This window comes from Streptomyces sp. NPDC046909 (genome assembly GCF_040644695.1).
Lineage (GTDB): Bacteria > Actinomycetota > Actinomycetes > Streptomycetales > Streptomycetaceae > Streptomyces.
The window spans coordinates 682513-695929 of the sequence record NZ_JBEYXC010000001.1; the positions used below are offsets into that span (position 1 = coordinate 682513).

At 69.9% G+C, this 13417-nt stretch carries 14 protein-coding genes; 6 read left to right on the forward strand and 8 right to left on the reverse strand.

Annotation, left to right across the window (positions count from 1 at the left end; genetic code table 11):
* From pucL to ABZ928_RS02805, 3 genes are all read left to right on the forward strand, one after another.
* Nucleotides 1-924, forward strand: a complete 924-nt coding sequence (gene pucL, locus ABZ928_RS02795; protein ID WP_361514656.1) for a factor-independent urate hydroxylase — start codon at nucleotides 1-3, stop codon at nucleotides 922-924.
* 142 nt (nucleotides 925-1066) lie between these two features.
* Nucleotides 1067-2443, forward strand: coding sequence for an 8-oxoguanine deaminase (locus ABZ928_RS02800; protein WP_361514657.1), 1377 nt, complete (start codon nucleotides 1067-1069; stop codon nucleotides 2441-2443).
* A gap of 260 nt (nucleotides 2444-2703) precedes the next feature.
* Nucleotides 2704-4071, forward strand: a complete 1368-nt coding sequence (locus ABZ928_RS02805) for a nucleobase:cation symporter-2 family protein (protein ID WP_361514658.1) — start codon at nucleotides 2704-2706, stop codon at nucleotides 4069-4071.
* On the opposite strand, the gene ABZ928_RS02810 is transcribed toward ABZ928_RS02805, so the two are convergent.
* The 3 genes from ABZ928_RS02810 to ABZ928_RS02820 all read right to left on the reverse strand — a co-directional run bounded on the left by ABZ928_RS02810 (nucleotide 4068) and on the right by ABZ928_RS02820 (nucleotide 6397).
* Nucleotides 4068-4877 (reverse strand): chitosanase, encoded by an 810-nt coding sequence (locus tag ABZ928_RS02810; RefSeq protein ID WP_361514659.1) that lies wholly within the window; start codon nucleotides 4875-4877, stop codon nucleotides 4068-4070. The genes ABZ928_RS02805 and ABZ928_RS02810 overlap by 4 nt on opposite strands.
* A gap of 73 nt (nucleotides 4878-4950) precedes the next feature.
* Nucleotides 4951-5562 (reverse strand): 3'-5' exoribonuclease, encoded by a 612-nt coding sequence (locus ABZ928_RS02815; protein ID WP_361514660.1) that lies wholly within the window; start codon nucleotides 5560-5562, stop codon nucleotides 4951-4953.
* Nucleotides 5563-5605: 43 nt separating this feature from the next.
* On the reverse strand, nucleotides 5606-6397 hold the full coding sequence (locus ABZ928_RS02820; RefSeq protein ID WP_361514661.1) for a helix-turn-helix domain-containing protein: 792 nt from the start codon (nucleotides 6395-6397) through the stop codon (nucleotides 5606-5608).
* An 86-nt stretch (nucleotides 6398-6483) separates the two neighbouring features.
* On the opposite strand from ABZ928_RS02820, the gene ABZ928_RS02825 reads away from it, so the two are divergent.
* The gene (locus ABZ928_RS02825; RefSeq protein WP_361514662.1) at nucleotides 6484-7347 is read left to right on the forward strand and encodes an NAD(P)H-binding protein; all 864 of its coding nucleotides are present in this window, start codon (nucleotides 6484-6486) and stop codon (nucleotides 7345-7347) included.
* A 143-nt stretch (nucleotides 7348-7490) separates the two neighbouring features.
* Here the strand turns inward: ABZ928_RS02825 and ABZ928_RS02830 are convergent, their stop codons facing one another.
* The gene (locus ABZ928_RS02830; protein ID WP_361514663.1) at nucleotides 7491-8927 is read right to left on the reverse strand and encodes an MFS transporter; all 1437 of its coding nucleotides are present in this window, start codon (nucleotides 8925-8927) and stop codon (nucleotides 7491-7493) included.
* A 102-nt stretch (nucleotides 8928-9029) separates the two neighbouring features.
* On the opposite strand from ABZ928_RS02830, the gene ABZ928_RS02835 reads away from it, so the two are divergent.
* A complete protein-coding gene (locus ABZ928_RS02835; protein ID WP_361514664.1) occupies nucleotides 9030-9458 on the forward strand; it encodes a helix-turn-helix domain-containing protein in 429 nt (142 codons plus the stop codon).
* Here ABZ928_RS02835 and ABZ928_RS02840 read toward each other — a convergent pair.
* The 4 genes from ABZ928_RS02840 to ABZ928_RS02855 form a co-directional block, all read right to left on the reverse strand.
* Entirely contained in the window at nucleotides 9418-9840 is a 423-nt protein-coding gene (locus ABZ928_RS02840; protein WP_361514665.1) for an acyl-CoA thioesterase, read from the reverse strand. The two genes, ABZ928_RS02835 and ABZ928_RS02840, sit on opposite strands and share 41 nt — an antisense overlap.
* A gap of 55 nt (nucleotides 9841-9895) precedes the next feature.
* Nucleotides 9896-10531 (reverse strand): hypothetical protein, encoded by a 636-nt coding sequence (locus ABZ928_RS02845; RefSeq protein ID WP_361514666.1) that lies wholly within the window; start codon nucleotides 10529-10531, stop codon nucleotides 9896-9898.
* Between the two features lie 210 nt (nucleotides 10532-10741).
* Nucleotides 10742-11344, reverse strand: a complete 603-nt coding sequence (locus ABZ928_RS02850; protein ID WP_361514667.1) for a histidine phosphatase family protein — start codon at nucleotides 11342-11344, stop codon at nucleotides 10742-10744.
* Between the two features lie 113 nt (nucleotides 11345-11457).
* Complete coding sequence (locus tag ABZ928_RS02855) at nucleotides 11458-12666, reverse strand: pyridoxal phosphate-dependent aminotransferase (RefSeq protein ID WP_361514668.1); 1209 nt, start codon at nucleotides 12664-12666, stop codon at nucleotides 11458-11460.
* Nucleotides 12667-12753: 87 nt separating this feature from the next.
* Between ABZ928_RS02855 and ABZ928_RS02860 the strand changes: the two genes are divergently transcribed.
* Nucleotides 12754-13395 (forward strand): helix-turn-helix domain-containing protein, encoded by a 642-nt coding sequence (locus tag ABZ928_RS02860; RefSeq protein ID WP_361514669.1) that lies wholly within the window; start codon nucleotides 12754-12756, stop codon nucleotides 13393-13395.
* Nucleotides 13396-13417: the final 22 nt, after the last annotated feature.

The following is a 13417-nucleotide window of genomic DNA, read 5'->3' on the forward strand; positions in this document are numbered from 1 at the left end:
ATGCCCACGATCCTGGGACAGAACCAGTACGGCAAGGCCGAGAACCGAGTCGTAAAGATCACGCGGGACGGCGCCACCCATCACATCAAGGACCTCAATGTCTCGGTCGCCCTGTCCGGCGACATGGACGAGGTCCACTACTCCGGCTCCAACGCCAATGTGCTGCCGACCGACACCACCAAGAACACGGTGTACGCGTTCGCCAAGGAGCACGGCATCGAGTCGGCCGAGCAGTTCGGCATCCACCTCGCCCGGCACTTCGTGACCTCGCAGGAGCCGATCAAGACGGCGCGGATCCGTATCGAGGAGTACCAGTGGGAGCGCATCGCCGCCTCCGACGCCAACTCCCAGTTCATCGGCGCGGACGAGGTCAAGCACTCGTTCGTGCGCAAGGGCCAGGAGACCCGGGTCACGCAGATCACGTATGACGGCTCGTCATGGGAGGTCATCTCGGGTCTGAAGGACCTCGTCGTGATGAACTCGACCAACTCCGAGTTTTGGGGCTACGTCAAGGACAAGTACACGACGCTCCCGGAGGCGTACGACCGCATCCTGGCGACCCAGGTGTCCGCCCGCTGGCGGTTCAACTGGACCGACGACGAGCAGCGGATGCCCAACTGGGAGAAGTCCTACGAGCAGACCAAGAAGCACATGCTCCAGGCCTTCGCCGAGACCTACTCGCTCTCGCTCCAGCAGACCCTGTACCAAATGGGTTCGCGGATCATCAACAACCGCAGCGAGATCGACGAGGTCCGCTTCTCCCTCCCGAACAAGCATCACTTCCTCGTGGACCTGGAGCCGTTCGGGTTGAAGAACGACAACGAGGTGTACTTCGCCGCCGACCGGCCCTACGGCCTGATCGAGGCGACCATCCTGCGGGACGGCGTCGAGCCGAAGATCCCGGTGGACCTCACCAACCTGTAGGGCAACGCCCTTCAGAGCAACGCCCTTCCGAGCAACGCCATTTCGGCACCCGCGGCCGGCGAGTACGTGCGACTCCCGGCCGCGGCACTCAAATTCCCGGGGTCCTGCCGTGCCCTCACCGCACCAGCGCTAAGGACGAACCATGGCAGCAGCCCAGCGCATCGTCATCGAGAACTGTTCGATCGCGACCGTCGACGCCGACGACACGGAGTACGGCAGCGGGTACGTCGTCATAGCCGACCGCCGCATCGAGTCGCTCGGCGCGGGCAAGGCCCCCGAGGGCCTGGAGAACGTCGTACGCCGTATCGACGCCACCGGCCACCTCGTGACCCCCGGCCTGGTCAACACCCACCACCACTTCTACCAGTGGATCACCCGGGGCCTGGCCACCGACCACAACCTGTTCAACTGGCTCGTCGCGCTGTACCCGACCTGGGCGCGTATCGACGAGCAGATGACCTATACGGCCGCGCAGGGCTCGCTGGCCATGATGGCCCGCGGCGGTGTCACCACCGCGATGGACCACCACTACGTCTTCCCGCAGGGCTCCGGCGACCTGTCCGGCGCGATCATCCGCGCCGCCCGCGAGACAGGCGTCCGCTTCACGCTCGCCCGCGGCTCCATGGACCGCGGCGAGAAGGACGGCGGACTGCCCCCGGACTTCGCCGTGGAGACCCTCGAAGGCGCCCTGGCCGCGACCGAGTTGACGGTCAAGGAGCACCACGACTCCTCCTTCGACGCCATGACCCAGGTGGCCGTCGCCCCCTGCTCGCCCTTCTCCGTCTCCACCGAACTCCTGCGTGAGGGCGCCGAGTTGGCCCGCCGCCTCGGCGTACGCCTGCACACGCACGGTTCGGAGACCGTCGAGGAGGAGCGGTTCTGCGAGGAACTGTTCGGCATGGGCCCCACCGACTACTTCGAGTCCACCGGCTGGCTCGGCGAGGACGTGTGGATGGCCCACTGCGTCCACATGAACGACTCCGACATCGCCGCCTTCGCCCGTACGAAGACGGGTGTCGCCCACTGCCCGTCCTCCAACGCCCGCCTGGCCGCGGGCATCGCGCGCGTCCCCGACCTGCTCGCCGCCGGCGTCCCGGTCGGCCTAGGCGTCGACGGCACCGCTTCCAACGAATCCGGCGAACTCCACACCGAGTTGCGCAACGCGCTCCTGATCAACCGCCTCGGCGCCCACCGCGAAGCCGCCCTGAACGCCCGGCAGGCCCTGCGCCTCGGCACCTACGGCGGCGCCCAAGTCCTGGGCCGCGCCGCCGAGATCGGCTCCCTCGAACCCGGCAAGCTCGCCGACCTCGTGCTCTGGAAGCTGGACACGCTCGCCCACGCCTCCATCGCCGACCCGGTCACCGCACTGGTCCTCGGCGCGGCGGCCCCGGTCACGGCCTCCTTCGTGAACGGCCGTCAGATCGTGGAGGCGGGCCGCCTGTTGCACGTGGACGAGGACGCGATCGCGCGCTCCACACGGGCCGAGGCGCGGCGCCTGGCGGAGATCGCCGGGCACTGAACACCGTACGGACCGAAGTACTCAGGTACTGACGTACGGCACTCGATCTCCGGCTGGGAGGGACGGCTCCCGGCCGGCGGCCGTGAACCCGAACGGGGTTCATGGCGGCCGTGTCCGGGGCGCACGCCACACGTGTGCGCCCCGGAACGGTCACACCGCATACCCCATGCACCCGTCCCCCCTCGGTCCCGCACGACCGTGCACCACCTCCAAGAAACCCACGTCAGAGCCGACGTGTTAGCTGACCCGGAGGAACCGCCGTGACCGCCCACCCCGTCGACGAAAAACTCCCCGCCCTGAAAATGGCGACGACCGGCCTCCAGCATGTGGCCGCCATGTACGCGGGAGTCGTCGCCCCGCCCCTGATCGTCGGAGCGGCCATCGGCCTGACCGGCACCGAACTCACCTTCCTCACCGGCGCCTGCCTGTTCACGGCCGGCCTCGCCACCTTCCTCCAGACGCTCGGCATCTGGAAGATCGGCGCCCGCCTGCCCTTCGTCAACGGCGTCACCTTCGCCGGTGTCGCCCCGATGACCGCGATCGTCGCTTCCACCGACGACAAGTCCGACGCCCTGCCGATCATCTTCGGCGCGGTCATCGTCGCCGGAGTCCTCGGCTTCCTGGCCGCCCCCTTCTTCAGCAAGGCGGTCCGCTTCTTCCCGCCGGTCGTCACGGGAACGGTGATCACGCTCATAGGCGTGTCCCTGCTGCCGGTCGCCTTCGGCTGGGCCCAGGGCCCCAACCCCGCGGCGGACGACTACGGTTCGACCACCTACCTCGGCCTGGCAGGCGCGACGCTCGTGATCGTGCTCCTGCTGCGCCGCTTCACCCGCGGCTTCGTCAAGCAGATCGCCGTGCTGCTCGGCCTCGTCATCGGCACGCTGGTCGCGATCCCCTTCGGCGTCACGGACTTCGGGCCGGTCGCGGAAGCGGACGTCGTCGGCTTCCCGACGCCGTTCCACTTCGGCGCCCCGCAGTTCCAGGTCGCCGCGATCGTCTCGATGATCGTCGTGATGGTGGTCTCGATGACCGAATCGACCGCGGACATGCTGGCGTTGGGCGAGATCGTGGACCGCCCGGCCGACGAGAAGACCATCGCCGCCGGCCTGCGCGCCGACACCCTCGGCTCCGCGATCAGCCCGCTCTTCAACGGCTTCATGTGCAGCGCCTTCGCACAGAACATCGGCCTGGTCGCGATGACGAGGATCCGCAGCCGGTACGTCGTGGCGACCGGCGGCGCCTTCCTCGTCCTGATGGGCCTGTGCCCGATGGCCGCCTCGCTGATCGCCGTCGTACCGCGCCCGGTGCTCGGGGGCGCGGGCGTGGTGCTGTTCGGCTCGGTCGCGGCGAGCGGCATCCAAACCCTCGTCAGGGCCGGTCTGGACAAGGACAACAACGTCCTGATCGTCGCCGTCTCGCTGGCCGTCGGCATCATCCCGATCACGGCGCCGGAGTTCTACCACGCCTTCCCCGAGACGGCGAGGATCGTGCTCGACTCGGGGATCTCGACGGGCTGCCTCGCCGCGGTGCTCCTCAACCTCGTCTTCAACCACCTGGGCGAACAGCGCGACGCGCAGGACGTGACGCACCCGATGGAGGCGGGCGAGGAGATCGCGGCGGCGCACTAACCGATGGTGTAACTGTCCCCGTACACCTTCCACTTGAGCGGCGTGTCCAGGTCGAGATTGCCCTTCTTCAGAAACACCCTCTGGGCGGTCTCGACCCGGCTCACATCACTGTGGGCGACCTCCTGCTTCATCGCCCACACGCGCGCGTCGAGGAAGGCGTGCAGATACGTCGTCTCGTCGCCTCCGCCGGCAGGGGTGTCGGCGTTGCCGAGGGCCCGCTTGCGGATACCGCCGAAGCTCACGGCGTCCGTGCCGGGGCCGTGCATGACCATCGCGTCGTAGTAGATGAACTGGCCGAGCGTGCCGAGACCGTCCTTCTTGGCGCGCGCGACGGCCGGATCGAAGTAGACCCGGTCCCGCTCGTCACGCTGGGTCTTGCGGAAGGCACTCGTCTTGGCGGCCTTCCGCCAAGCGGACGGAAATCCGGGATCCAGCCCTTCGTGCGAGTCGCTCCCGTCGACCGCGCGCAGGGCGGGCAGATAGCCGGTGAGCGGATTGTCGGCGTCCCGCTCCGTGTACAGCTCGACCAGCGCCAGCATGTCGCTCGTACCCGAGCAGAAGCCGATGATCCCGGCCGTGTACCCGCGCCCGTCCCCGATGTCCTCGATGTACTTGTACTGCGCCTTCCAGTCCAGGGAGGAGTTCTCCGCACTGGACACCAGCCGCATGGCGATGTCCTTCTTGTCCGGATCGTCGAGCCCGGTCGAGTCCGCGGCCTCGGCGGAGGGCCACTGGGTGCTCAACACGGCCGTCCCGAGGGCGGCGAGCACGGTACGGCGGGCGGCTTTTCCGGACAGGAAGGGCACGTCTTCTCCAAGGCAGGCGCTGTGAGCGGCAGTCGAGAGTCGCGCGCCAACTTGGGAATGCCGTGGGGTGCCCTTAGCAAGTCTCTGTGAGTTGCTGTCCGGGCCATGCCATGAGGTTCGCGAACAGTTCGGCCTGCTCGATGGCGTCGTCGAGGGCGTGATGCGTGTGCCGGCGTGTGGACAGCAACTCGCGCGGCATCGTGCCCTTCGCCACCGCCCGCAACGGAAGCCGCGCCTTCGTGGCGTACAGCGTCTTCATGTCGAGACACCCCGAGTGCCCGAAGGGACTCGCCCCGGTGAAGCGGATCAGGTACCAGTACAGAAACGTCCAGTCGTACGACGCCGGGTACCCGCACATCACGGCCTGCGCACCCGCGCTCACCTCCCGCACCCACGCGCTGAACTCCGCCATCGCCACGCCGGGTTCGGCGCCCTCCGTCCACAGCCGCCCCCGGTCGAGCCCGCTCACCGCCAGCGCCTCTGGCACGAACTCCTGGCTGATCGGCCGGAGTTCACGGTAGAAGGTCCGCTCCTCGGGATCGGCCGGGGTGAACCCGTCGGCGTCCTGCACCCCGGCGACCGCGGCACCCAGGCTGATCATGGAGTAGGGGCCGGGGATGGGCCCGTCGGCCTCGATGTCGACGGAGATGTAGAGGCTTGGCTTGACGCGTCGTCGTGCGGACATGGCCCGGAGCATCGCAGGCCGGAGCCGCCCGCCGCATCCGAATTCAGGCGCGGGGACCCGCCTGGCAGGGCGTGGCGGCGGGCAGTCGGCCGGTGAAGTAGGAGCGGGGCGGGACGCCCATCAGGGCGCGGAAGTCGGACGTCATGTGCGACTGGTCGTAGTAGCCGGTGGCGGCGGCGAGTTCGGCCCAGGGCGCGGTCGTGGCGTGGGTGAGGACCGCGTGGACGCGGTTGATCCGGGCGTAGTGCTTGGGGGAGAGCCCGACGCCCTCCGCGAAGAGGTTGCGCAACTGGCGCTCGCTGACGGCCAGTTCGCGAGCCACCTGACCGACCTGCCCGGGCGTGCGCCCGATCCGCACCGACATGGCGTCGACCCCGGCCCGCACCAGCTCGGCGCGGCCGGACGTCTCGGTGAGCCGCTCGGGCAGCACGTCCGCGAGATGGCCCACGGTCTCCTCGGGCTCCAACCACCGCAGCTCGCGATTGAGTCGGCGAGCCATGTCACCAGGCAGTTCACCCAACGGCACGACCTTCCCGACCAGCGAGACGGCCGGAACTCCCAGCAACGGCTGGGCCGTTCCGGGCGTGAGCCGCACCTCCACACAAGAGGCGAGCGCCTTCCCGTCGTGGTACGAGGCCCGCACCCGGGGCCCCACGGCGAGAACATCGCGGTGCCCGCCCACCCCCACCCGCACCACGACCTTCGTACCGACGTCCGGCAGATGCACGAACGCCTCCTCCGGCGGCCCGACCGCGGCCACGGTACTGATCCCGGCGACCCAGGGACGCAGGGCCTCGGGCAGCGAAAGAGCCTGCTCGGCACGGGAGTTCGTCACCCCTCCACGGTAGACGAGCCGCACGCCGCGCAGCCGGTAGAGCTGTGCCGGAATTTCCAAGAGACCGGGCCACCGACGGGCCCACCGTGGAAGCCATGATCCTCATCACCGGTGCCACGGGCACCATCGGCAGTGAACTCGTACGACAGCTCGCCGCACGCGGCGAGAAGACCCGCGCCCTGACCCGCGACCCGGCGAAGGCCCAGACGCCGACCGGGGTCGAGGTGGCACGCGGGGACTACCTCGACCCCGGCTCCCTGGAGGCCGCGATGACCGGGGTGACGGCCGCGTTCCTGCTGGGCGCCCCCGGTCCGGACTCCGGCCACGACCAGGCCCTGGTGGCGGCGGCCACCGCGGCCGGCGTCCCCCGCCTGGTGAAGCTCTCCGCGATCGGGACGGGAAACCCCGACGTCGGCCCGTCCGGCGAGTGGCACGTACCCGGCGAGGCGGCGGTACGGGACAGCGGCACCGAGTGGACCATCCTCCGCCCCTCGTCCTTCGCCTCCAACACGCTCAGCTGGACGGCGGCCATCGGCCAGGGCGACCCGGTGCCCAACATGACCGGCGACGGCCTGTCCGGGGTGATCGACCCGAGGGACGTCTCCGAGGTTGCGGCCCGCATCCTCACCGACGGCGGCCACGGAGGACGCACCTACACCTTGACGGGCCCGGAACCGATCAGCGTCCACGACCAGGCCGCCGCACTGGCCTCGGCCCTCGGCCGCCCGGTGACCACACGCGACCTCACACCGGAGGAGACCCGAGAGCATCTGCTCACGGTATGGGGCTTCAACGAGGCACAGGCGGCGGGCGTTCTGGCAGGGACGGCGTTCGTGCGCGGGGGAGGGAACGCGGTGGTCACGGACGATGTGCGGGAGGTGCTGGGGCGACGGCCGCGGACGTACGGGGAGTGGGTGGAGGACCACAGGCGGGAGTTCGGAGCGGAGTGAGGGGACGGCGTGGCGGCGGGTGCGGGGGAACCTGTCGCCGCGCGGAGTCGCCTTGCTGATGCATTCCGGGCGCGCTGCCGCGCCCCTTCAGGGGCGCGGGGAACTGCGCGACCAACCCCCACCTGCCCGCAGATCCCCACTACCTACTTCCGCCCCGGCCGCAGCAGACCCGCAGCCACCCCCAACGCCACCACCGCAATCCCCGTCCCCACCCCAAAGGCCAGTCGATACCCCTCGGCCGTCGCCACCAGCCGCGCCGCACCCCCGTCGACCAGCCCCTCAGTCCGCCCCGCAGCCAACACCGACAACACCGCCAGCCCCAACGAACCCCCCACCACCTGCGTCGTGTTGAACAACCCCGACGCCACCCCCGCGTCCTCCTCCCGCACCCCCGCCATCGCCAGCCCCGTCAACGCGGGCATCGCCGCGGCGAACCCGGCGCCCAACAGAAGCAGCGACGGCAGTACGTCGGTGACGTACGCCCCGTCGACAGGCGCCCGGCTCAGCAGCCCCATGCCGACGACGATGAGCACGAGCCCACCCAGCAGCACCCGGTACGCACCGAACCGCCCGATGGCCCGCGCCGACAGCCCCAGCATCAGCGCCCCGATCAGAACCGGCGCCGGAAGAAACGCGGTGCCGGTAAGCAACTCCCCGTACCCCAGAACCCGTTGGAGATAGAGCGCGGCGATGAACTGAAACCCGTACATCGTGCCGATCATCAGGATCTGGACGGCGTTGGCACCACTCAGCATCCGGGAACGGAACAACCGCAACCGCAACAACGGGCGTTCGATCCGCGCCTGACGGACGATGAACGCCACGAAGAGCACCACAGCGAGGGCGGCCAGCAGGACCGTTGCGGCCGCTTCACGGTCCCCGGCACCGACGATGACGTAGACCGTCAGCATCAGCGCGGCCGTGACCAGAGCGGCACCCGGATAGTCGGCCCCCTTGCCGAGCCCCTCGCCACGGTCCGGCGTCAGGACACGCGCCGCCGCCACCCACGCGACGATGCCGATGGGCAGGTTGATGAGGAAGATCCAGTGCCAGTTCAGAGCCTCGGTCAGCGCCCCGCCGAGAAAGGTCCCGAGAGAAGCACCCCCCGCGCCCACCGCACTGAACACCGCGATGGCACGGGCCTGTTCGCGAGGTTCAGGGAAGAGCGGCACCAGCATTCCCAGCACCACCGCCGAGGACATCGCCCCGCCCACGCCCTGGAGGGCACGCGCCGCGATCAGCACCCCCTGCCCGGTCGCCACCCCGCACAGCACGGACGCCCCGGTGAACACGGCGAGCCCCGCCGTGAACATCCGCTTGCGGCCCACGAGATCACCGAGCCGGCCGGCGAGCAGCAGCAGCCCGCCGAAGGCGATGAGGTAGGCGTTGACGACCCAGGCCAGGCCCGAGGCGGAGAAGCCGAGGTCGCTCTGGACGGCCGGCATGGCGACCGTGACGATGTTGCCGTCGAGGATCGTCATCAGCGTCCCCGCGCACAGGACGACGAGGGACGCCCAGCGGGAGTACGTTCGTTGCGTTCGGCGCGGTGTCCGGTCCTGGGATTCGATGATGGCCGTCATGGCGGCGTTGCCTCCGGTCTTCCCTGGTCTTCCCTTGGTGCACGACTTGTAACGGGGTTCATCGTGGGTGACCATGGAGGCCGGTCGTAAGGAGGCAGTTCGATGTCCCAGGGGAACACCGGTGTTACCGTCCAGGCAGTGAACGCGCACGCCTGCCCCGTCCGCGAGGTTCTTGACAGGGTCTCCGGCAAATGGAGCGTCCAGATCCTGGTGGCCGCCGCCCACGGACCCATCCGCTTCACCGAGTTGGAGCGCAGCATCGAGGGCATCAGCCGCCGCATGCTGACCCTGACCCTGCGCAACCTGGAGCGCGACGGCCTCGTCATCCGCACCGTCCATCCGACGGTCCCGCCCAAGGTCGAGTACGAACTCACCCCGGTGGCCCGGGAATTGCACGAGACCCTGCAACGCCTGACCGACTGGGCCGAGCGCAACAGGGTCTACATCGCCGAGTCGAGGGCCGTCTACGACGACGAACGGCAACCGGACTCTACAGTCCGAACAGGCCCGGATCGGCGGCCAGTTCCTTGAAGTACTTGCGCGGGTCCGGCACCAGCCGCCGTTCCTTGAGGTCCAGCAGGCCGCCGACGGCCGTGATCTCCGCCGCCACCGTGCCGTCCGTCTTGCGGATGGTCTGCTCGATCCGGAAGGTCTTGCCCTCGCCCCAGGTGAAGTCGCACGTCACTTGGACGTCGTCGCCCGCCACCAGCTCCCGTCGGTAGCGGATGGTCGTCTCCAGGGCCACCGGTCCCACCCCGCTGCCGATGAGGGCGGCCTGGGTGATCCCGGCGGCCTTGAGTATCGACCAGCGTGCGTGTTCCGCGTAGTTGATGTAGACGCTCTGGTTGAGGTGGCCCTGCACGTCCGTCTCGTACCCGCGGACGGTCACCGGCACGGAAAACTGCTCGGTCACGTCAATCCTCTCTCGTACCACGGCAGTTGATGGACCCGATCCTGACACGTGTGCCCTACACGCGGCGCGGCGAGGCCAGCAGATAGCGATCTCTGGTCCGCGGCTCGGTGTACTCGCCCACCTGCCACCCGGCCTCCTCCAGCGTCCGCGCGCAGGCCCCCAGCGCGACGGCGTCCGGTTCGCGCACGGCGACGGCCTCCGGCTGCGGGGTCACTCGCACCCGGTACCCCTCGGTGTCCGCTCCGGTCGCCGGACGGTGCCCGGCCGCCTCCAGGGCGAGCGCGGCGGCCTGCACCAGATGCGCCCGCTCCCAGCCGCAGGGCCGGTCCGTGGCCCCGTCCGGATTCGTCATCCGCCGCAGCTCCAGCAGGCCCTGCCAGGCACTGTGCACCTCCCGCACCCGGGCCGGACCTGCGGGCGGCGGATCCTCCTCCCCGCCGATGCGCGCGGCGAACACCCCGGCGGCGGCCGAGGGCGCCGAGGGCTCGGGCGGCGGCGCCTCCGGTTCGGCCTCCCGTATCCGATGCCCCGCAGGCGTCAGGAAGTGATCGTGGGGTGGCCTCGGATGCCGGAACGCCAGCCCGTGCCTGACCAGCGCGGCAAGCTGCGCCTCCGTACCCCTGATCCGGCCCGTCACGGGATCGGCGGCATCGATCACACGCCGCTGCGCGGCGGTCGGCGGTCGTGTCACGGCGTGCTCCTCCCCGTGTCCGGGCCGACCGTCCCCTGTGGCAGCCCTGCGCGACGGGCGATCACCCGGCCGCGATCAACCCACTCGAAGACTACGACGGCCCACTGACAACGACCCCTGAGCCCAGGAGCGCCTCCGGTGCCTCCGGGTGCCCCCGGGGGCCCGACCACCACCTGCGCCGTGCCCCACGCTGGGCCCCTGCGCCCCGCCCTACGCCCCCGGCGGCCGCACATTCCACCCCGCCACCACCGGCCGCCCATGCTCCGTCCCCAGCCGGCACAGTGTCCCCGTCGCCAGCTGGAACAGCGCCCCCTGCGCCGCAGGAAGCCCGAGCCGTCGAGCCGTCAGTACGCGCAGGAAGTGCCCGTGGGCGACCAGCAGCACCACGCCCTCGGTGTTGGCGAGGGCCGCGTCCGCCTTGGCCAGCACGCGGTCGGCTCGCTCGCCGACCTGGTCCGGGGTCTCCCCGGGGTGGTCAGGGGGTCCGGGGGCGACCCCGTCCGTGAAGAGGAACCAGCCGGGCCGGGTGCGCTGGATCTCGACGGTGGTGATGCCCTCGTAGCCGCCGTAGTCCCACTCCCGCAGGTCCACGTCGACCCGGGCGTCCGTCACCCCGATGAGCTCCGCCGTCTCCCGGGCCCGCTGCGAGGGACTGACGAAGGCGGCCCCGATCCGGTGCGAGCGGATCAGCGGTACGAGGCTCCGCGCCTCCGCCCGCCCGTGCTCGGTCAGCGGTACGTCCGTCCACCCGGTGTGCCGCCCGGACCGCGACCACTCGGTCTCACCGTGCCGGACGAGAAACAGATCACCCACGCCGTCCTCCTGCCACGCCTGCCTCCCGGCACGGTGTCACGCGGCGAGGCCCACCCGCACGACGGACTCGGCCAGACGGCCTCCCGCAGCGGCTGTGCCCGAACAGGGGCGGGCTACTGCCGGTACCCGCTCAGGAACCGTCCGATCCGCCCGATCGCCGCCTCCAGGTCATCGGCGTGAGGGAGGGTCAGGATCCGGAAGTGGTCCGGCGTCGGCCAGTTGAAACCGGTGCCCTGGACGACCTGGATCTTCTCCCGCAGCAGCAGGTCCAGGACGAACTTCTCGTCGTCGTGGATCTTGTACACCTTGGGGTCAAGACGCGGGAACGCGTACAGCGAGCCCTTCGGCTTCACGCACGACACCCCGGGGATCTCGTTCAGCTTCTCCCAGGCCACGTCGCGCTGCTCGTACAGCCGCCCGCCCGGCACGGTCAGCTCGCGGATGGACTGGCGGCCGCCGAGCGCGGCCTGGATGGCGTACTGCGCGGGCGCGTTGGCGCACAGCCGCATGGAGGCCAGCATGGTCAGGCCCTCCAGGTAGTCCTTGGCGTGCTGCTTCGGGCCCGTGATGACCAGCCAGCCCGAGCGGAAGCCCGCCACGCGGTACGTCTTCGACAGGCCGCAGAAGGTCAGGACGACCAGGTCCGGGGCGAGCGCGGCGGCCGAGTGGTGGACGGCGTCGTCGTACAGGATCTGGTCGTAGATCTCATCCGCGAAGACCATCAGACCGTGCCTGCGGGCGAGGTCGAGGATGCCCTCGACGATCTCCTTCGGGTAGACCGCGCCGGTGGGGTTGTTGGGGTTGATGATCACGACGGCCCGTGTGCGGTCCGTGATCTTCGACTCCATGTCGGCCAGGTCCGGGTTCCAGTCGGCCTGTTCGTCGCAGAGGTAGTGAACGGCCTTGCCGCCCGCGAGAGTTGTCACCGCCGTCCACAGCGGGAAGTCGGGGGCGGGGATGAGGACCTCGTCGCCGTCCTCGATCAACGCCTGTACGGCCATCGAGATCAACTCGGAGACACCGTTGCCGAGGAAGACGTCGTCGACGCCGACCTCAAGGCCCAGGGTCTGGTAGCGCCCGGCGACGGCGCGGCGGGCGGAGAGGATGCCCTTGGAGTCCGTGTAGCCGTGCGCCTGCGGGAGCATCCGGATCATGTCCTGGACGATCTCCTCGGGCGCCTCGAAACCGAAGAGTGCCGGGTTGCCGGTGTTGAGGCGCAGCACGCTGTGGCCCGCCTCCTCCAGCGCGTTGGCGTGCTCGATCACCGGTCCGCGGATCTCGTAACAGACCTCGCTGAGCTTGCTGGACTGCCGGAACTCCATGCGCTGCTGCCTCTCCGGTTTCTTGTGTTGCTTGGTTTTACCAAGTAGGAGCTTGGAAAGTCCAACAACTTGTCTAGACTGCGTCGCATGTCACCTCGCCGAAGCTACGACCAGTACTGTTCCGCCGCTCGCGCGCTCGACACCGTCGGCGACCGCTGGACCCTGCTGATCGTCCGCGAGCTGCTCGCCGGACCGCGCCGCTACACCGACCTGCACGCGGACCTGCCGGGCGTCAGCACGGACGTACTCGCCTCGCGGCTGAAGGACATGGAACGGGACGGGCTCGCGACCCGGCGCAAGCTGCCGCCGCCGGGCGTGGCGTACGTCTACGAACTCACCGGGCGCGGGCGGCAGTTGCTGCCCGTACTCCAGGCCCTCGGCGCGTGGGGCGAGGCGGAGCTCGGCGAGCTGCGGCCCACCGACGCCGTACGGGCGCACTGGTTCGCGCTGCCGATGCTGCGGGCCCTGCGGGGCATGGGTGTGGGGGAGGGCCTCGTCGAAGTGCGGCTGGAGGAAGGGGACTTCCACCTGTATGTGGGTGCCGAGGACGGGCCGGTCTACGGTGACGGTCCCGCGTCCGAGGAGCCCGACGCGCGGCTCGTGCTGGACACGGTCACCTGCGCGGCGATCAGCCGGGGGGAGTTGAGCCTGGAGGACGCGGTGCGGGACGGCCGTATCGAGGTGGGCGGTGACGGGATGGCGGCGAAAGCCGTGAAGGCCCGCTGCTGAGCGGCAGCGGGCCTCCACGCTC

Coding starts and splice junctions, on each gene's coding strand:
- ABZ928_RS02860 (WP_361514669.1), top strand. CDS start 12,754: ATGTCACCTCGCCGAAGCTACGACCAGTACTGTTCCGCCGCTCGCGCG.
- pucL (WP_361514656.1), top strand. CDS start 1: ATGCCCACGATCCTGGGACAGAACCAGTACGGCAAGGCCGAGAACCGA.
- ABZ928_RS02800 (WP_361514657.1), top strand. CDS start 1,067: ATGGCAGCAGCCCAGCGCATCGTCATCGAGAACTGTTCGATCGCGACC.
- ABZ928_RS02835 (WP_361514664.1), top strand. CDS start 9,030: ATGTCCCAGGGGAACACCGGTGTTACCGTCCAGGCAGTGAACGCGCAC.
- ABZ928_RS02830 (WP_361514663.1), bottom strand. CDS start 8,927: ATGACGGCCATCATCGAATCCCAGGACCGGACACCGCGCCGAACGCAA.
- ABZ928_RS02855 (WP_361514668.1), bottom strand. CDS start 12,666: ATGGAGTTCCGGCAGTCCAGCAAGCTCAGCGAGGTCTGTTACGAGATC.
- ABZ928_RS02815 (WP_361514660.1), bottom strand. CDS start 5,562: ATGTCCGCACGACGACGCGTCAAGCCAAGCCTCTACATCTCCGTCGAC.